Source organism: Sphingobium limneticum, assembly GCF_008710165.1.
GTDB classification, from domain to species: Bacteria; Pseudomonadota; Alphaproteobacteria; order Sphingomonadales; family Sphingomonadaceae; genus Sphingobium; species Sphingobium limneticum.
Genome location: NZ_VYQA01000027.1, coordinates 1 through 18,632, shown reverse-complemented (window position 1 = coordinate 18,632; position 18,632 = coordinate 1). Strand labels below are relative to the sequence as shown.

17 protein-coding genes and 1 pseudogene are annotated in these 18,632 nt (G+C 61.1%); 9 read left to right on the top strand and 9 right to left on the bottom strand.

Features of this window, described 5'->3' with window-relative positions:
• The first annotated feature begins 1 nt into the window (after position 1).
• The 5 genes and pseudogenes from F4U95_RS22200 to tnpB all read left to right on the top strand — a co-directional run.
• Positions 2-454 (top strand): FixH family protein, encoded by a 453-nt coding sequence (locus tag F4U95_RS22200; protein ID WP_120252861.1) that lies wholly within the window; start codon positions 2-4, stop codon positions 452-454.
• Entirely contained in the window at positions 454-2,580 is a 2,127-nt protein-coding gene (locus F4U95_RS22195) for a heavy metal translocating P-type ATPase (RefSeq protein WP_150426858.1), read from the top strand. Before F4U95_RS22200 ends, F4U95_RS22195 begins: the two co-directional genes overlap by 1 nt.
• On the top strand, positions 2,577-2,723 hold the full coding sequence (gene ccoS / locus F4U95_RS22190) for a cbb3-type cytochrome oxidase assembly protein CcoS (RefSeq protein WP_120252863.1): 147 nt from the start codon (positions 2,577-2,579) through the stop codon (positions 2,721-2,723). Before F4U95_RS22195 ends, ccoS begins: the two co-directional genes overlap by 4 nt.
• A gap of 355 nt (positions 2,724-3,078) precedes the next feature.
• On the top strand, positions 3,079-3,306 hold the full coding sequence (locus tag F4U95_RS22185) for a transposase (protein ID WP_120252864.1): 228 nt from the start codon (positions 3,079-3,081) through the stop codon (positions 3,304-3,306).
• Positions 3,303-3,503, top strand: a pseudogene (gene tnpB, locus F4U95_RS25575) (IS66 family insertion sequence element accessory protein TnpB); the annotation flags it as partial. The gene F4U95_RS22185 and the pseudogene tnpB, both read left to right, overlap by 4 nt.
• A gap of 26 nt (positions 3,504-3,529) precedes the next feature.
• On the opposite strand, the gene F4U95_RS25570 reads toward tnpB, so the two are convergent.
• The 9 genes from F4U95_RS25570 to F4U95_RS22135 all read right to left on the bottom strand — a co-directional run bounded on the left by F4U95_RS25570 (position 3,530) and on the right by F4U95_RS22135 (position 12,549).
• Positions 3,530-3,838, bottom strand: coding sequence for a transposase (locus tag F4U95_RS25570; RefSeq protein WP_425505087.1), 309 nt, complete (start codon positions 3,836-3,838; stop codon positions 3,530-3,532).
• Between the two features lie 109 nt (positions 3,839-3,947).
• Positions 3,948-4,913 (bottom strand): fumarylacetoacetate hydrolase family protein, encoded by a 966-nt coding sequence (locus tag F4U95_RS22170; protein WP_120252867.1) that lies wholly within the window; start codon positions 4,911-4,913, stop codon positions 3,948-3,950.
• 69 nt (positions 4,914-4,982) lie between these two features.
• The gene (locus F4U95_RS22165) at positions 4,983-5,552 is read right to left on the bottom strand and encodes a cupin domain-containing protein (protein ID WP_120252868.1); all 570 of its coding nucleotides are present in this window, start codon (positions 5,550-5,552) and stop codon (positions 4,983-4,985) included.
• 11 nt (positions 5,553-5,563) lie between these two features.
• Complete coding sequence (locus F4U95_RS22160; RefSeq protein WP_150426856.1) at positions 5,564-6,049, bottom strand: hypothetical protein; 486 nt, start codon at positions 6,047-6,049, stop codon at positions 5,564-5,566.
• Positions 6,046-7,203, bottom strand: coding sequence for an alpha/beta hydrolase family protein (locus F4U95_RS22155; protein ID WP_120252870.1), 1,158 nt, complete (start codon positions 7,201-7,203; stop codon positions 6,046-6,048). The genes F4U95_RS22160 and F4U95_RS22155 overlap by 4 nt, the downstream gene beginning before the upstream one ends.
• Positions 7,204-7,206: 3 nt before the next feature.
• Positions 7,207-8,109, bottom strand: coding sequence for a VOC family protein (locus tag F4U95_RS22150; protein WP_150426855.1), 903 nt, complete (start codon positions 8,107-8,109; stop codon positions 7,207-7,209).
• Positions 8,110-8,120: 11 nt separating this feature from the next.
• Complete coding sequence (locus F4U95_RS22145; protein ID WP_120252872.1) at positions 8,121-9,236, bottom strand: FAD-dependent oxidoreductase; 1,116 nt, start codon at positions 9,234-9,236, stop codon at positions 8,121-8,123.
• Positions 9,237-9,280: 44 nt separating this feature from the next.
• A complete protein-coding gene (locus tag F4U95_RS22140) occupies positions 9,281-10,255 on the bottom strand; it encodes an MBL fold metallo-hydrolase (RefSeq protein ID WP_120253514.1) in 975 nt (324 codons plus the stop codon).
• A 5-nt stretch (positions 10,256-10,260) separates the two neighbouring features.
• Positions 10,261-12,549 carry a TonB-dependent receptor gene (locus F4U95_RS22135; protein WP_120252873.1) on the bottom strand — a complete coding sequence of 763 codons (2,289 nt, stop codon included), beginning with the start codon at positions 12,547-12,549 and terminating at the stop codon, positions 10,261-10,263.
• Between the two features lie 104 nt (positions 12,550-12,653).
• Here F4U95_RS22135 and F4U95_RS22130 point away from each other — a divergent pair, with 104 nt between their 5' ends.
• From F4U95_RS22130 to F4U95_RS22115, 4 genes are all read left to right on the top strand, one after another.
• Positions 12,654-13,565, top strand: coding sequence for a LysR family transcriptional regulator (locus F4U95_RS22130; RefSeq protein WP_246171684.1), 912 nt, complete (start codon positions 12,654-12,656; stop codon positions 13,563-13,565).
• A gap of 517 nt (positions 13,566-14,082) precedes the next feature.
• On the top strand, positions 14,083-15,288 hold the full coding sequence (locus tag F4U95_RS22125) for an ROK family transcriptional regulator (protein ID WP_150443134.1): 1,206 nt from the start codon (positions 14,083-14,085) through the stop codon (positions 15,286-15,288).
• Between the two features lie 379 nt (positions 15,289-15,667).
• Complete coding sequence (locus F4U95_RS22120; RefSeq protein WP_246171683.1) at positions 15,668-17,974, top strand: TonB-dependent receptor; 2,307 nt, start codon at positions 15,668-15,670, stop codon at positions 17,972-17,974.
• A 17-nt stretch (positions 17,975-17,991) separates the two neighbouring features.
• A complete protein-coding gene (locus tag F4U95_RS22115) occupies positions 17,992-18,489 on the top strand; it encodes a sulfatase-like hydrolase/transferase (RefSeq protein WP_246171682.1) in 498 nt (165 codons plus the stop codon).
• Positions 18,490-18,632: the final 143 nt, after the last annotated feature.

Genomic DNA, 18,632 nt, shown 5'->3' with positions numbered 1-18,632 from the left:
TATGATCCGTCGCTTCACCGGCTGGCACATGACCGGCATATTGGTCGCCTTCTTCGCGGTGGTGATTGTCGTGAATGCCCTGATGGCGACCATCGCGGTACAGTCCTTCGGCGGCACGGTGGTCGATAACAGCTATGTCGAAAGCCAGAAGTTCAACCGCTATCTGGCACAGGCACGGATGCAGGATCGGCTCGGCTGGCAGGACGTCATGGCGCTGGATGCGGACCGCCATGTCGCGCTGACGCTGACCGATGCGAAGGGCGTGGCGGTGGCGGGCGCCCGGATCGCGGCGGTGGCGGAGCATCCGCTGGGCCGCGCTCCCGACATACAGCTTATGTTCCATGAGGCGGCGCCGGGGCGCTATGTCAGCGACGTCCGCCTGCCCGCCGGGCGCTGGCAGGTCCGCGCCGATATCGACCATGGCGAACAGCATCTGTTGCAGGAGGTCTTCTGATGGCGACCCAGCTTCTTTTCGCGGAAATCCCTGCGGCCGACAATATCGAAAGCCTGTTTGCGGTCCCTGCGCTGCATTGCGTCGGCTGCATCGCCAAAATCGAACAAGGCCTGGCCAAAGTGCCGGGGATCGAATCCGCGCGGGTCAACATGACCGATAAGCGCGTCGCCATCCGCCACGATCCGACGCTGGAACCGCCGGCGCTGAAGGCCGCGATCGCCGCGATTGGTTTCGAGGCCGATATGCTGGCCGATCCGGGCGTCGATGTCGCGGCGGCGGAGAACAAGGCGCTGATCCGGGCGCTGGCGGTGGCCGGCTTTGCCGCGATGAACATCATGTTGCTGTCCGTGTCCATCTGGTCGGGGGCGGATGGAGCGACGCGGCAGATGTTCCATTGGCTGTCCGCGCTGATCGCGCTGCCGACGGTCGCTTATGCCGGCCAGCCCTTTTTCCGATCCGCCTTCGCCGCTGTGCGGCAAGGGCGCACGAACATGGACGTGCCGATCAGCATCGGAGTGCTGCTGACGACCGGCATGAGCCTGTATGAGACGCTAACCAACGGCCATCATGCCTGGTTCGACGGGGCGGTGATGCTGCTCTTCTTCCTGCTGGCTGGGCGGTGCCTGGACAGCATGATGCGGGTGCGGGCGCGTGCCGGCGTGGCGGCGCTGCTGAAGCAAAGTGCGCCCGGCGCGCTGGTGCTGGACGGGCAGGGGCACAGCCATTGGACGAAGGCCGTCGACCTGCGACCGGGAATGCGAATGCTGGTCGCGGCCGGCGAGCGGCTGGCGGCGGACGGGCGCGTGGTCGAAGGCATGTCGGGCATGGACATCGCTTTCCTGACCGGCGAGAGCGCGCCGGTCCCTGTCGGACCCGGCGACATGGTGCAGGCCGGTGCGCTGAATATCGACGGGCCGATCCATGTCGCGGTGACGGCGGCCGGCCCCGATACGGTCATTGCCGACATCGCCCGGCTGATGGAGCAGGCGGGCCAGGGCAAGTCGCGCTATGTGCGGCTGGCCGACCGGGCGGCGCGGCTCTATGCGCCCTGCGTGCATCTGCTGGCGGCGCTGTCCTTCGCGGGGTGGATGATCGCCGGCGCAGGCGTACATCAGGCGCTGCTGATCGCGGTGGCCGTGCTGCTCATCACTTGCCCCTGCGCGCTCGGGCTGGCGGTGCCGGCGGCGCAGGTGGTGGCGTGCGGCGCGCTGATGCGGCGCGGCGTGCTGGTAAAGGACGGATCGGCGCTGGAGCGATTGGCCGAGGTCGATGAAGTGGTGTTCGACAAGACCGGCACGCTGACGCTGGGGCGCCCGGTGCCGCGCGATCTCGATCGGCTGGCGGCGCAGGACAAGGCGATTCTGCTCGCGCTGGCGTGTGCCAGTCGCCATCCGCTCAGTAATGCGCTGCGGCAGGCACTGAACGGGGGCGAGGCGGCCGCGATCGAGAATGTGCGGGAGGTTGCCGGAGAAGGCGTATTTGGGCGTTATGGGCATGATGACGTGGCGCTCACACGGCCGCGCAGCCTGATCAACCTGTTCGGCCTCGCCAGCGAATATCGGCGTGGCAATCATGCGACCTTGCTTAGCTTCGCCGACGCGCTACGGCCCGATGCGATCGACCTGATTGGTGATTTGAAGCAGGATGGCCTGGCGATCCTGATTGCCAGCGGAGACAGGCCCGAAGCGTTGGAAGATGTCGCGCGCGCGACCGGCACGACCGCGATCGGCCATCTGCGCCCGGCCGACAAGCTGGCGCTGATCGAACGGCTGAAAAGACGGGGTCAAAAGATCTTGATGGTCGGCGACGGCCTCAATGACGGGCCGGCGCTAGCGGCGGGCCATGCCAGCATGGCGCCGGCATCGGCAAGCGATGCTAGCCAGCTGACCGCCGATGCCGTGTTTCTGGGCGACCGGCTGGCGCCCGTTGCCGTCACGCTGCGCGTCGCGCGCCGGACGGTGCGAGTGGTGAAGCAGAATTTCGCGCTCGCCATCGGCTATAATATCCTGGCGGTGCCGCTGGCGATCGCGGGTAAGGTCACGCCGCTGGTCGCGGCGATCGCCATGTCGCTTTCCTCCCTTATCGTCGTCGCCAATGCCCTGCGTCTGAACGGGAGCGCGAAATGACCGGCCTCGTCCTCCTTATCCCCATTGCCCTTTTGTGCGGGCTGGTGGCGCTTTGCGCCTTCTTTCTGGCGCTGCGCAGCGGACAATATGACGATTTGGACGGGGCGGCGATGCGGATGCTGGCCGATGGTGAAGATGAGTAATCCGGAACGCGCGCTACTCATCTTGCGGAAAGACGTTATTTACGACGCTCGGTTTTATCATAGCTTTCTAGCCAGATAAGAACGTTCCCGGCGGCTCCGGTGAACGGCATAGTTGGTTAGCCAAATAATCTCGCGCGAACGGAAGCTATCGCTACATCTAGGCTTGAAACCGGATGGTCGGCTACCGGCCAGTTACAACAGTTTTCAGGACGATACATTGTCATGAACAATCCGATTGGCATGGTCAGCGGGATTGGCGATAGCGACGCAATTCGGTTTAACGGAGTCGCAGGGCGTTCCATCGCATATCTAGCAGGAGTGGGGACTTGAGGGGGTTTCGGCGCTCGGCGCGAACGTGGCGGAGATTGCCCGCCGTGCCGATCTGCGGCCGAACCAGATCTACAGATGGCGGCGGCAAATGGGGCAGGCAGCCCAAGGCTTTGCAGAAGTGCAGGTGCAGCCCGATCCGATGCCAGTGAGCGGATCGGCGATCACCGTGGAGTTCGAGCGGGCGATTGTGCGTATTCCCGCTGGCGCATCACCTGGGCTGGTGTCGGCAGTGCTGCGGTCGGTCAAGCCGTGATCCCAGTCCCCTCCGGCGTTCGGATATGGATTGCAACGGGGCAGACGGACATGTGGCGCTGCATGCGCAGCCTGGCCCTGCAGGTGCAGCAAAGTTTCGGACGTGATCCCTACGCGGGCGACCTCTACATTTTCAGGGGACGCCGCGGCGACCTCTGCAAGATCATCTGGCACGATGGCGTCGGCATGTCGCTTTATGCCAAGGCTCTCCTGAGCAACTGTGTTCATGCATTGCGATATTTGGTGTTGTTTTTGACCATAGCGTTGAGCGTGATGAGGAGCTTTCGCATGGTGGCGACGATCGCAAGCTTGAAAGGTTTGCCGGCGCCGCGCAGCCGTCTGGTTGTGGCGGCGAAGTCCCCTTTGCCTGAGCGCGCGATGGTGAGCGCTGCTAGGTAGAGGGAACGTCTGACGCTTGGCCTGCCGTCCGGGCAGCGTCCAGGCCGGCTGGTGTTGCCGCTTTGCCGATCGAACGGCGCCAGACCGGCAAGGGCTGCAACCTGTCGGCTGGAAAGGCGTCTGAGTTCGGGCATGCGCGCCAGTAGGCATGCAGCCACGATCGGCCCTACACCAGGTGCGGCGCCTAGCCGTACCTGCAAGGGTGCTGTCTGTAGGAGACGACGTGGGGTGAATCAGAAGGGATCAGGGCTTGAACGCCGTAACGGTCTGACTAATCTCGCCGAACGGGCTGTCGCCGGTTCCGGCGGTCATTCGCACATGGTCGCCGAAGTGGAGGAAGGGCGTGACGGACTTGCCTTGGTCGATCATCTCGATCGCGCGCCGTTCGGACAAGCAGGTCGATCCCACTTGCTCGTAATCAGCGTCAGACACCGTGCCGGAGCCAATGATCGTCCCTGCACATAGATGCCGCGTGCGGGCGGCGTGGGCGATCAGTTCATGGAATCCATAGCCCATGCCTTCGCCTGACGGGTTTCCGAACCATGCGCCGTTAATCTCCACGCGCAGCGGCAGGCAAACGCGGCCATTGCGCCAATTGCCCCCAAGCTCGTCAGGCGTGATTGCGATCGGCGCGGCGCTGCACGCGGGCTTTGCCTGGATCCAGCCGAAACCGGTCTTCATTTCCGTCGGGGCCACAGCGCGCAGCGACCAGTCGTTGATCAGGAGGATGAGGCGGATATGCCCCATGGCGTCCTGCGCCGAACAGCCCATCGGCACGTCATCGGTGACGATGGCAAATTCGCCTTCGAAATCGATGAAGTCTGCTTCGGTTGGGAAGGCGACATCTTCCTGCGGGGCCAGGAAGCAATGACTCATGCCCTGATACATCAGGGGAAGGTCGGTTTCGATCGGGGGATGATTGAACGCCCGTTGCATCAGAGCGCCATGATTTGCGAAGGCCGACCCGTCCAGCCATTGCCAGGTGCGCGGTAGCGGAGCGAGCAGGGTGGCTTGATCGACGCTATCGCCCCCACCGGCCTCCAGCGTCGCCGAAAGGGATGCCGCGTCATCCAGCAACGCGTTCCAATCGGTGATCGCATGCAGCAGGTTAGGCCAGCGCGCACCGAGCGGCAGGCCGCGTGCGCCGTCCCGCGATAAGAGTATCAACTCCCCATCGGGGGTGCCGTTGGCGCACGTTGCGAAACGCATGGGCCTGTTTCCTTCCAATACTATCTTAGAATGTCGACGCGTGGATCACTCCGCGCGCCGGCTCAACATTCATCGTTTCAGCTCAGCGTCGAATGCGCCGTCGATCAGGATGAAGACGATGCGGCAATTGCGGTCGGAACGGTTGGACCAGCCATGGTTAGTGCCGCGCTGGATCACGATGTCGCCAGCGCGCACGGTGGTTTCGCCTTCGTCCATGATCAGGACCAGTTCGCCCTCGACCACGATGCCATAGTCGATAGTCTCGGTCCGGTGCATCAGCGCGTGGCGCGATCCTTCGCCATGATGAGCGGAGGCGTCATGCGCGCCGACTTCGGCGAAATGGGCGCGGGCTTCCTCGGGCGTCATGGTGCGGATGCCTTCGCCCTCAGGCGGGATGTCGAGTACGCGGATGCGCGTACCGTTCTTCGGCGCGGCCAGGATGATGCCCTGTTCGGCCGGTTCGAAAGAGTCAGCGTCGATGGGCGCGGGCGTGGCCTGCGTGTTCCAGACCTCGTGGAACATTGGGCCGATGTCCCCGCCGACACGCTGTACGCGCTGGACCGGGGCGTCTTCCTGAATGATCGCGCGACCGGAGGCGTCGTGACCGGTGACGATGCGGCGAACGGAGGCAAAATCCATGAGCATATTTCCTAGGTAAGGGGTGCGCCGCGAACCATGCGTCGCAGCACATGCCGGGTGACCCACGCGCCAAGGACGGCGCCGTAGATGATCTTCATGAGGAGGGCGACCGGCCAGTCCAGTGTGGCGACAATACTGAACATCCAGAAAGACGCGATCACCGCGCCAAGCAACAGAGCATACAGGACTGAGACGAAGGCAGTCCGCAACAGCCATTGCACCGTCACCGGACGACCATTGTCGCCGGCCAGACGCCCGGTCCGTTGGGCGCGTCGTGCGATCATGCCTGGCACCATGCAGGCCATGAGTGCCACAGCAGCGCTTTGCGGCAGGAAATCGATGGCATAGCCCCATTCCCCCGCCGCAATGCGCCACGCCGTGCCGAAGATGGCGAAGAAGAACAACGCGCTGATCACGCCATTGATCGCAGCGCTGACGATCGTCTCGCGCACGATATAAGCGATGACTTGACCGGTCTGCTCTTGCTCAGCCATCATGCGCTTTGTCCGCGCAGGGTTTCGGCGAACCAGTCGGCGATATAGTCGCGGCCATAGGACATATTGTCCGCGCCGACATGCTCCACGCCGCCTTCTCGCTCGGTGAACAGTTTAAGCGCGCGGTTGGGGCTGTTGACCAGCTGGTCATAGCAGTCATGGGCATAATCGACGCTGATCTGCCGGTCTTTTGCGCCATGGGTGACGAGGAAGGGCACCTTGATCCCGTCCATATGGCCGTTGAGGTTCATGCCCTCAGCCTTGGCCAGGAAGTCGTCCATGTCGCTCGCGCCAAAGGCCCACATGACATGCGCCCAATAATGGGGAACGGGGTTTTCGCCCTCGCGTTTCAGGCGCTTCTGCTGGACTTCGGCCCAATTGTGGTTCGCGCCCCAGACGGCACCGCTGGCAAAGCGCGGTTCATAAGCGACCGCGCGCGGCGCGAAATGGCCGCCCAGCGAAATACCCGTCATGCCGATGCGCCTGGGATCGACATCCTGCTGCTGCTCCAGCCAGTCGACCGCTTTGCTCGCCCAGTTTTCGCTATGCGGATCGACAGGCAGGTTCTGGAGGCGGAGTGCTTCGCCCGACCCCGGCTGATCGACGCAGAGCGTTGAAATGCCGCGTCGTGCCAGTGCTTCGGGCAGGCGCGACCAGTAGAGCAGCTCCTTGCAGCTATCGAGGCCGTTACAATAGATTACGACGGGATGGTGGCCTTCCCCCGGTGCGCTCGTGTAGAGCGCAGGCATCGTGCCAGTAACGAGCGGAATTTCCACGCGCCGACGGTTGATCTGGCCTAGCGCGGTGGACCGATCGAATGTGTCGCGCGCCTTGCCATAGGTGGCCTGACGACCGGGATGGCCATGGCCCTGCATGCGTTCGGCGTTGAATAGATAGAGCGACGCGCGCTCCAGCTTGTCAGAGGCGGAGAAGGCGTGGCCCTGCGCCACATCTTCATCTGCTAGGTCGATCAGCTTGTCGGCCATCGCGACCCACTGCGCCATGAACATGGGCGTGCCCGCGTCCGCGCCTGATGAGGCCGCGTCCTTGATCGGCTGGCACATATCGACGATCTCGCCGATGCGCCCGCCGCTCTCCATCGCGATCGCGACTGACAGGTTCCAGATATAGTTGGGGAAATATTCGAATAAAGCCATCGATCAGATCTCCGTCGCCTGGAACAGGCCCTTGTCGGGCGCTGCATGCGGCATGGTCTGGGGACCACCGACGCCGATGCCCCATTGATCCATGATGCCGGGCGCGGGGGCATGGACCTGCGCTTCATGACCCTCGAAGTCCACGTCCTCCAGTTCCGAACTATATTCGACCGCAAAGCCAGCGGGCGTAGTGAAATAGCTGAAAGTGTTGTTGCCCGCCGTGTGACGGCCCGGACCCCAGCGGATGTCGGTGCCTTTCAGCCGCAGCCGGTTGATGCCGACCATCATGTCGTCGAGCGTAAGCATGTCATAGGCGACATGGTTGAGGCAGGGCGGCCCGGGCAGGAAGGCGATGCGATGATGCGCGCTGTTGCAGCGCAGGAAGCACATGAAATCGCCGAGCCAGTCGCTGACCTTGAAGCCCAGCACGTGGCAGAACCACTCGACCATCGTCTTGTGATCAGGCGAATGCAGCACGATGTGGCTGATCTTCTGCGGCACGCCTTCCCATCGGGTCAGTTCTCGCGCGGTGCGGCGGGCGACGTCACTCGATATTTCGAAGGTCAAGCCGTCAGGCGAGAAGAAGCGGAAGCCATAGCCACCGCCTAGGGTATCGAGATCCTTGGGCGTGAAGATGATGCGGCAGCCCGATGCGACGACCTTGTCATGCAAGACGTCGACATCGGCGCGGCTGTCGGCGGCCAGCGCGATCACGTCGATGCGTTGTTCCTCCGCCTGGCGCAGGCGCACTACATGATGCTCGTCCCCCCCATCGGCAGCGAGATAGACCATCCCGTCCTTTTCGCCTGCCTCGACGAGCTTCCACTGGTCGGCGTAGAAAGCCCGCTCAGCCTCCAGATCGGGCATGGCGTAACCCACATAACGAATTTCTGTAACGCGGCTCATATCTGGCTCCTTCAGATCGGCTGGGATACCATCGCGAACATGTCCGCGGTGGCTTTATGATTGTCGACGGGAGCGCCCTTACCGAGCTGACCCATGCATATTTCGAGCGATTTTTCCACGATGTAACGGCAACGATCGACGCGCCGCTCATGATAGGCGGTCAGCGCGCTTTCCAGATCATCATGGCTGGCCAGTTCCTCCGCCAGCACGATGCTGTCCTCGATCGCCATGCCCGCGCCCTGGCCCAGATGAGGCGTGGTGGCATGTACGGCGTCGCCCAACAAGGCGATGCGGCCTTTATGCCAGGGGCCGTCCACCATCAACGTTTCGAGCGGACGATAGACGACTTCGGCGTCGTCGGTGATATATTCTCCAAAGGCCCGGATCGCTGGGGAGCAATTGGCGATTTTAGCGCGCATGGCGCGCGCGAGACCGTCACGCGGATATCGCGGATTGTCCGGTTCTGACGTAGTCACGAACATATACATCAGGCTTTGGGAAATCGGCACCAGACCGACGCCGGTCGGACCATTATAGGCCTGAAGAGAATCCATGCCTTCGGGACGGGGCAGGTTGTAACGCCACACGGCCTGGCCGGTATAATGGGGCAAGGGCTCATCAGGGAACAGCATCTTGCGGGTCTGCGAATAGACGCCGTCCGCACCAACGGCCAGATCGAAGCTGCCTTGCGTGCCGTCGGAAAACGCCACCGCCACTTGGTCGCCCTGATCGTCGATCTTCGTCGCCGTGACGCCCAGCCGCATTTTGGCTCCCGATGCGATCGTGCGATCGCCCAGCACCTTATGCAGGGCCGGGCGGCCGACGCCGAGGTTGGCAGGATAGCCTTCGACCAGACGGGGGGAGGGGACGCGCGCGACCTTGGTGCCGTCGGGGGCGAACACCTCGACCGTGTCGAAGCCGGCACCAGCGGCGACATATTCCTCCAGAAGGCCCAGATGATCCATGGCGCGCAGGACGTTGGATTGCTGGATGATGCCCACGCCATAGACCGACCAATCCGAGTTCCGCTCGATGACGGTGACGTCGAACCCTTTGCGGCGCAGCGCAATGGCGGATGTAAGGCCACCTATACCCCCGCCGATAATGAGAATAGTCTTGTTGTCCATTGTCCGTCCGGTGCCTCATGAGAAAGGGGCGATAGGAGAAGAAATCAGAAGCGGTCGAGATCGTTGGCGATCGTTACTGATCCAGTGAAAGTCTTGGTGATGGCAGCGCCATAGGCGCGGGTCCGCACGGCATCGGGCATGCCGCCGGCGATATGTGTGACGGCCAGTGCCTTCACTTTCGCACGCGCAGCCAGCGCGCCGACTTCCTGCGGCGTGAGGTGATGCCTGGTCAGATGCTGGATCATCACCGCCTTGACGTCCGCGGGCATGTTTGGGCTGGTGCGCGCCACGCGATCCATGGTGGCGTCCATGTCGATCATTTCACTGACCAGCAGGTCGGCACCCAACGCGAGGCGCTCGACCGCGGGGCTGGGTCCGGTGTCGCCCGTATAGGCGATCGATCGTTCGGGCAGGTCGAACCGCAGTGCGAAGGATTTATAGTTGCGATCCTCCACGCTGCCCGGCGTGAAATCATAATGGGTATTTTGCGCGACGCTGACTTTCATATCGTCCACGCGGATAGTTTCACCGTCCTGCAATTCGATCACCGACACGGTATTTCCAGGCGGCGTCCAGGATTTTCCGGGGATGCCATAGCCCGCCTTGGCCGATGGTTGTAGGCTGGCGACCAGGCCGGCCACGAATTCACGCGTGCCGGGCGGACCATAGATGGTCAGCACATCGCGCGCCTCAGTCTGGTTGCGCAATCCCAATATTGCCGCCAGCCCCCCGATATGATCGACATGCAGATGGCTGAGGAAAATGGCGCGGATGCCCGATAGGGGCAGGCCCGCCCGCGCCATCTGTTCCACAGTGCCGTCCCCTGTATCGACCAGATAGGTTTTCCGGTCGTGGATGATGGCGTTGGCAGGTTGCGACCGATGCCCGTCCGGCACCGGACCGCCCATCGTTCCCAATGTGACGAAGGCGGTACGCGGCTGGCTGTCGGCAGCCGCCGCGACACTAGCCAGCAGGGCGGTCACGCCGAATAACGCCGCGCAGGTGATCCGGGCTGACATCAGGCTCACAGGTTGAAGCCCAGGCGCACGCCGTAGGTACGCGGCGGCCGCAACGTGCCGACCGGGAAGTCGAGGATCGGGCGCGTGCCGGCGCGGGCCAGAACTTCCTTATCCTCGATATTGTTAATGAAGGCCGTAACGCTCCATTTGTCCTGCGGTCCTTCCAGCGTCAGAAATGCGTCGGACATCATGAAGCTGCCCTGCTTTTCCTCCGACCGGAAATTCGAGTTCATGTAGCGGCTGGTTTCGATGTTCGAGCGCACACCTGCCACCAGCACCATATCTCCGCCGATATGGAAGCTGTGCTGATAGCCCATATTGAGCGCCCAGCGCGGGGAGTTGACCGTGGGCTTGCCCGAACAGTCAATGTCATAGAAGCGCGCACTATTGATGCCGGGATTGGCGAGCCGTGATCCTGTAATGCTGCAGCCTGTGGTGACGGGCGCGCCGGTGGGGGAAAAGTTGGCGGTTTGCAGGCCCTTATATTTGCCGTTCAGATATTGAACGTTGACGTTAAACAGATCGTCGCGGGTCGGCGCGAAGCGAGCCTCGATTTCCGTACCGAAGATGCGCGACTTGCCCGCGTTGGTGGTGAGCGACCCTTGCGCGAAAAGGCCATTGCCAGTCTGCACCCCACCTACGAATGTCACCTGCTGGTCCTTATAATCCCAGTAGAAGGCTTCGATATTGAGCTGTAGCTTGTTGCCAAAGAAGCGGTTCTTGGCTCCGATCGTATAGGCAGTCAGGCTTTCCGGGCGGAAGCTGTTGGTGGGTGGGGCCGCGACGTAGAAACCGCCCGATTTGAAGCCGGTAGCGACATTCGCATAAACCAAGGAGGCCGGGCCGGCATCGAGTTCAATCCCGGCTTTCCAGGTGAATTTATTGAACCTGAGGTCGCCAGTCACGGGTATGCCCAGTGGCGGGTCGACAGGGCCGGGCAATCCTCCGCCCGCCGACGCTGTAAGTTGCGACTTGTCTTCCTGTGTGTAGCGTCCGCCCGCAATCAGGCGCAGTGCGTCGGTAATGTCAAAGGTCAGCTGACCGAAGGCGGCCAGGCTCTGCGTTTTAAGGCGGGGGGTGAAGCGGGTGGTGGACAGTCGGCCCTGACGGAAATAGTTGAGCGTGTCCTGCTGCTCATTGAAAAAGAAGCCGCCCAGGACATAGCGCAGCCGCTGGTCGGCGGCGGATGTCAGGCGCATTTCAAGCGACATCTGCTCTGCATTATCCTGTATCTCGCCACGGAAACCGGGGAGGTAGGTGCGGAAATCCGCTTCCGACTTGCGCCAGGCGGGGATGACCGACAGTGTGGCAAAGCCCATGTCGCCATCGACCTGCGCGCTCAGCCCGTAGAAATGATTGTCGAGATAGCCGTCCGAACGCGCATTTTCGATGCAGCCGCTGGTGATGAAGCCGCCTGCGCAAAAAGGCGGGGCAAACAAGGTGGAAGCATAGCCGTTGATGGCGGCGAGCGCGCGCGGATCGGAAATGCTGACCCGATCATTTACCGAGGGCACGGCGAAAGCCTTGCTGGGCAACAGCACCGCGCCACCACCCTTGCCTCCCTGATGATAATAGTCGCCCACGATGTTGATCGACCAGATGTCCGACGGCTTGAGCAGGAAGGATGCACGCACTGCTTCGCCCTTGTCATCGTCATAGCCGTCGGAAATATAGCCGTCGCGATCGACCACTTGGCCCGCGACGCGCAGCGCGGCGACTTCGCCGAACGGCACGTTGACCGCCAGGAAGCCCTTTTTGCTGTCGTAGTTGCCATATTCGGCTAGGCCTTCGACGCCGAATTTGCCGAGAACTGGCTTTTTGGGCAGGACGTTGATCGCGCCGCCGGTCGCGTTGCGACCATAAAGCGTACCTTGCGGTCCCTTGACCACCTCAACCCGCTCTAGATCGTAGAAGACACCGGCGGGCGCAGTCGGGCGACCGACATAGACGCCGTTGAAATTGAAGGCGATCGCATTTTCGGAGAAGCTATTCTGCGAGTTGGTGCCGACGCCGCGCAGAAAGAAACTGGTCGTCCCGCCGGTCGGCTGCACTACGAGGGCAGGCACCAACTTGCCGAGGTTGGACGTTTCGGTGATGCCCGACCGGGTCAGGTCGTCGCCGGTCACGGCTGTCACGGCGATGGCAGCCTTTTGCAAGCTTTCCTCGCGCCGCTGCGCGGTCACGACGATTTCCGCCAGTCCACCGTCAGATACCTGCGTGTTCTGCGCAAACACCATCTGCGGCACGATGGCGCTGCTCAGAATGGTGGCACTCCAAAGAATTTTTTTTATCATACATCCTCCCTATTCGCCCGATCTTTGCGGGATGGATGGTGGGTGACATAGTTCGAAAAAGCAGTAAAATGGATGATATATGTCGAAAACAAGCAATGGGATTGATGGTTGTGAGGCTGGACCGTTTTGATCTCAACCTGCTAGTCGCGTTCGACATTTTGGTGGAGGAACGAAATGTAACGCGCGCGGCCAAGCGCCTAAACCTCACGCAATCCGCCATGAGTGCGGCTTTGCGCCGCTTGCGCGAAGCATTCTCCGACGAAATCCTGGTGCAGCATGGGAAGAAGATGATTCCCACCGCTTCCGCGCTTTCCCTCGCGCCCGAAATTTCCGGCGTGGTAGCGGATCTGCGTGGGATCATCGCGCGCGGGCTGTCCTTCGACCCGGCGCACAGCCAGCGCATTTTCCGCATTGTCGCATCCGACTATGTCACCACAGTGCTGATTGGTCCCATGCTCGAACGGATGCAGAAGTCCGCACCGGGCGTGCGGATAGAGATCACGCTGCCCCGCAACGACATTCATGGCCGGCTTGAGGATGGCGAGCTGGACTTCATCGTCGCGCCCGAACGTTTCCTGGAAGGGCCGCATCCGCGCGAACTTTTGTTCGAGGAGCGCCATGTCGTCGTCGGGTGGTCAGGCAACCCCATGTTGCAGGAGCCGCTGACCGAAGACTATTATTATAGCGCCGGTCATGTCGCCGTCAGCGTATCGCGCGATGGCACCTTCATCGAAAATCACCTGCGCGAACATGGCGACCGCCGTCGGATAGAGATTATCTGCGCCGCCTTTAGCCAAGTGGCCTGGATGTTGCCGGGAACGACTAGGCTCGCCCTGATGCACGAGCGTCTTGCAAAGGTTATGGCGTCACGATTGCCCCTTCGGATACTGAATGCGCCCATCGAGCTGCCGGTCATGCGCGAAATGCTGCAATATCATCATGCACGGTCGGCGGACACGGGACTAATATGGTTTCGCGATCAGCTCCGCGATGCTGCAGCGGATCGGATCGTCTGAGACGACAGCCTGATCCAATTTTGTCGTATTTCTCCGGCAAGTCACAGATTATATTGATCATTTGGCAGTGATAAAAACCACTATACCGATCAGCTCGACCACGTAAGGCAAATAGCAAAAACTGTGAACCGGCGGCGAAGCTGACACCCAGATTTGGCCGCCTCAACTGTCTGAAGGAGTTCAGGAAGGAGGGATTGCGCTGGGCTTCCAGTCAGCGCTTATTGAGACCCCGCTTTTGGACATTTCTCGTTGCAATATAGTAGTGTGGATGAAATTTGATGGGGTTGCGCTTTAGCACCGATCCACAGGTTGGGACCTGAGCCGCGCTAATGGCATTACGGCCAGCGGCACCATGCGCCGCGTCAACAGGTCGGGCACATGGCCGCACCAACCAACGCTGCAAAGCTCAATATGCCACTTGTCGATGGAGAGCCGTCCACACAGAGTCGGTATGCGACAGGCCCGCTGTTATGAAGAAAACAAACGCCGAAAAAATTAGTTTAAGGGATATCATTTGTTGAATTCGATCGCGTCGCTTAAAAAGGCAAACGTGATCACGAAAGGCTCTGACGACAGCACGCTTCGGATCATGAAGCATATCAGACGGGCCGGAGCCCTGTCTCGTGTCGAACTGGCGCAGGCGACCGGAATGGCTAAAGGCTCCATCACCGAGATAGTTGGTCGCCTGGTCGTGCAAGGCCTGTTGGAAGAGCATATCTCTCTGCCCTCTGGGAGGGGCCGTCCCCGTGTTTCGTTACGGATCATAGAGGACGCCGCCTATGTTGTAGGTCTATCGCCTGCGGGGAATGATACTCTCTCAGCTGACATTATCGATCTGAACGGCAACAGGCTTTTCTCTTCGCAATATGGGATTGGCGGCCTCGATGTGGCCACCTTCGCCGATCATGCGGTCGCTGCCATAGAAAGTGCCATTGTTCAAAGCGGTATAGAGCGTGAACGAATCCGCCATGCCGGCATCATCCTTCCCGGCCAGGTTGATCGTAATGCTGGCGTCATTCTCTGGCTGCCGCATAGCGGATGGCATCCACCAGCTGCGGTTGGTCCACACATTGGCCAGGCCATTGGCATTCCGGTCACGATCGATAATCGCGCCACGGTGGTCGCGAGGGCCGAACATTGGTTCGGACTAGGGGACTGGCTGGATGACTTTACCTGTATCGCGTTGCTCGAGCGGGGCATGGGTGGGGCGCGCTATCGCAACGGCCATCTGCAAACTGGCGTCAACGGCAGTAACTCAGAGATTGCGCATGTGAAGGTCGCCTTCGAGCAGGGACGCCCCTGTTTTTGCGGCGCCTCAGGCTGCCTAGGCGCTTATGCCAGTGTCGGTGGAATTATCCGTCAATGGTTGCGTGGCGGCGGGGAGGCTGAAGCGCCGATAGGGTCAAGAGATTTCTCAGCCTTGGTCGATCTTGCTCGATCTGGCGACGGTGTCGCTCTGGCTCTTTTTCGATCTGCTGGGCGCGCTTTGGGCACGGCAATCGCTAGCCATATCAATGAGGCTGATCCTGGCCATGTTCTCATTGTTGCAGCCGAGCCTGAGCTAGAGGCCATGATCGCTCCAGCATTCCATGAAGCCGTCGGGGAGCATATGCTCACGACCTTGGTCGACAAAACCCACATCGAGTTCCGCACGATCGCAGAAGGCGATTTTTGGAAAGGCGCGGCCTCGCTTGCGCTGGAGCAGCTTTATCGCCAGCTGTGAGTGAGCGGAAAGTACAGCTTTGTGGGGCTGGCATATTTAGTTCATTGACCAAATTTATTCCTACGACTTAGGTAGACAACGTGCTGGACAGGAAAATGCCTGCCTGCTGTAACCGGTCTGCTGAGGCGACAACGCCAGGACGACCCCCGATCAACAAAGGGGCCCGCAGAATGATCATTTCCAACTAGGCCTTGCTCTTCGCCCCGGATCATGAGGGGCATCCCATGACCTTTCCATCTCTGCTCGCCATGCCCGCGAAAATGCATTTTCGCGCGGGGCCGGCGCGCGCCGATCATCTGCGGAGAAAATTGTGCAATCCGATAAAAGCGCCTTTATAAAGCTGCCCCTTGCTGCTGCCTTGTTGGCAGGCACCGCCTTGGTGCCCACCCTCGCTCACGCCCAGGCACAAGCATCTGATCCCGGAGAAATCGTCGTCACCGCGCAAAAGCGCACTGAACGCCTCCAGGATGTTCCTCTTGCGGTCAGCGCGCTGTCCGCGGAAACGCTTGGCCGACAGCAGATCAACGACACAAACGGACTGGTCGCGGCGGTTCCCTCGCTCACTTATACGCAGGGTAATAATGTTTCCAACTCGACCTTCCGTGTGCGCGGGATCGGCACCACATTATTCAACCAGGGCTCGGAATCCTCAGTCTCGACCGTCATTGACGGCGTTGTGATGGCACGGCAGGCGCAGGGATTTGTGGATCTGGCCGATCTGGAGCGCGTCGAGGTCCTGCGCGGCCCGCAGGGCACGTTGTTCGGCAAAAATGCGACCGCCGGCGTCATTTCAGTCGTGACCGCGCGACCGACCGATCGTTTCACGGCTCGGGCAGACGCGACCATTGCCGAACTGGACGAATATCGCATCAAGGGCACCATGTCCGGGCCGCTTACGGATCGCCTGCGCGCACGGGTCAGCGGCTTTTACAATGACGTAGGCGGCCACATAACCAATGTGGCGAACGGCAGGGACAAGAACGGCTTCAAGAGCTGGGGCCTGCGCGGCAAGCTGGACTGGGACGCCACCGACAATCTCAATTTCCTCGCCACGCTCGACTATCGCAAGATGAATGCAGATTGCTGTCAACCGCAATATATTCAGACAACGACCCCGTTGCTGACCCAGCTGCTGGGGCCGGTCGTCGCCAGTCGCCATAACCGGGAGGTCAACATCGATGCGCCGTCCTTCAACAAGACACGGCAGTGGATCGCATCGCTTGAAGGCAATCTGGAGCTTGGCGATCATACGCTCACTTCGCTGACAGCATGGCAGGATTTCGACTTCGACAATAATGTCGATGTGGATGGCCTCTACACGCCAAGCCCGATCTTCGTACCTTTCTCCAACGGCAAAGGCGTGCTGAATGGTGGTCCCGCAGGCGTAAAGCAATTTAGTCAGGAACTGCGTCTGACGTCGCCGCAGAACCGGCCGCTGACCTATGTCGCTGGTCTCTATTATCTCGACCTCGACGTCAGCCGCGGTTTCCGCCGACGGCTTGGCAGTTGTGTGGCTGGTGGCGCAAATGGCGCGGCCGTCTACGGCCAGCCTTGCGCCGTTCCTACCTATGCCTCGACCTATCATGAGGCGAGTTCGAAGACTGAGCAGTTCGCCGCCTTCGGCCAAGCCGAACTCAAGCTTGTCGACGCCCTCTCGCTGATCGCCGGCGGGCGCTTGCAGCGTGAGACCGTGTCCTATTGGGGCAACAGGCCGGGCCTAGCCCTGGTCGCAGGCGATACAGCGCAACTGGGCGCCTCGACCGGCAGCGGATCGACCGCCGATACCGACCTGTCCGGCAAACTTGGTCTTCAATATCGTTTCAGCCGCGATGTGCAGGCCTATCTGACCTGGACGCGCGGCTATAAGGGCGCTGCCTACGATATCGAGGTCACGGCCAATTTCGTAAACCAGCGCCCGGTCCGCCCGGAAACGGTCAAGGCCTGGGAAGCCGGCCTCAAATTCGATCTCTTTGATCGGGCTTTGTCCGTCAATGCAGCCGCCTTTTATGCGGACTATTCCGATCTCCAGGTGCAAGCCGCCTATACCGATCCGGTAACCGGCATCGTTTCCTCCATCCCGACCAATGCCGGCAGCGCCATCACCAAGGGCGTGGAGGTGGAATTCACGGCCCGCCCGGCGCGCGGCCTGTCCTTCAATGGCGGTCTGACCTATCTGGCGACCAGCGTGGATGTGGACGGGCTTAGCTGCCCGCTGCCGCAACAGGCCGGCGCGGGTGTCAGCAACGCATCTCCCATGAACAGCTGCTATCGCCTGACGGCAGGTGGCACGCCCTATCTCAATGTCCGGGACGGAAGGCTGCCCAATGCCCCGTCCTGGCGGGGCTCGCTGACGGCACGCTATGAAAGCGATCTTCCGGGCACTGATCTTGCGCTGTTCGGGCAGGTGACGGGCAACGCTCAGAGCGCCGTCAATTTCAGCCTGGAGCAGGATCCCGATGCTGTCCAGAAAGGCTATGCGACGTTCGACGCCAGCGTCGGGGTTCGTCGCCAGGATGGCCGCTACAGTGTGACGCTGTTCGTCCGCAATCTTACCGACAAGCATTTTCTCACGAGCATAGGTCGGGCAGGGCAACTCACCAATGCCGCCAACCCCTATAATCTCACTGGTTTCATTCCCAAGGATGCCGACCGCTATTTCGGCGCCAACCTGTCCATCAGCTATTGATCATAAGGAGGATCGCCATGGCGGCGCTGAACCGACGTAATCTTCTTGCAGCCGGCGCCGCTGCGGCAGCCGCGAGCCTCAGCGATGTCGCTATGGGCAAGGATAAGGGGGGCGAACGACCGAACATAATGTGGCTGGTGAGCGAGGATAATAATCCCTTCATCGGCGCCTATGGCGACAGGCTTGCCCACACACCCACCATTGACGGGCTGGCGCGCAAGGGGCTGCTATATCGCAATGTCTACACGACAGCTCCCGTCTGCGCGCCGACCCGGTTTGGGATCATCACCGGCGTTCATCCTGAAAGCGCGGGGCCGGCGCACAATATGCGCGCGGTCGCCCATCTTCCTGCGCTGCTGGCGGGGTTTCCCACTTATTTGCGGCAACAGGGCTATTACTGCACCAACAATGCCAAGACCGATTATAATTCGGACCTGAAACCCGACCAGATCTGGGACCAGTCGAGCAAGACGGCCCACTGGAAGAATCGTCCGGATGGTGCTCCCTTCTTTTGATCTGCCCCCCGCTGAGTGGCCCAGAGACTATGATAGTCTGGACCATGAAAGGGACATTGAATGCCGAGCAAGAAGCACAAGCCGGAAGAGATCATCGGCAAGCTGCGTGAAGTTGAGATTGTGCTGGCGCAGGGAGCGAGCAC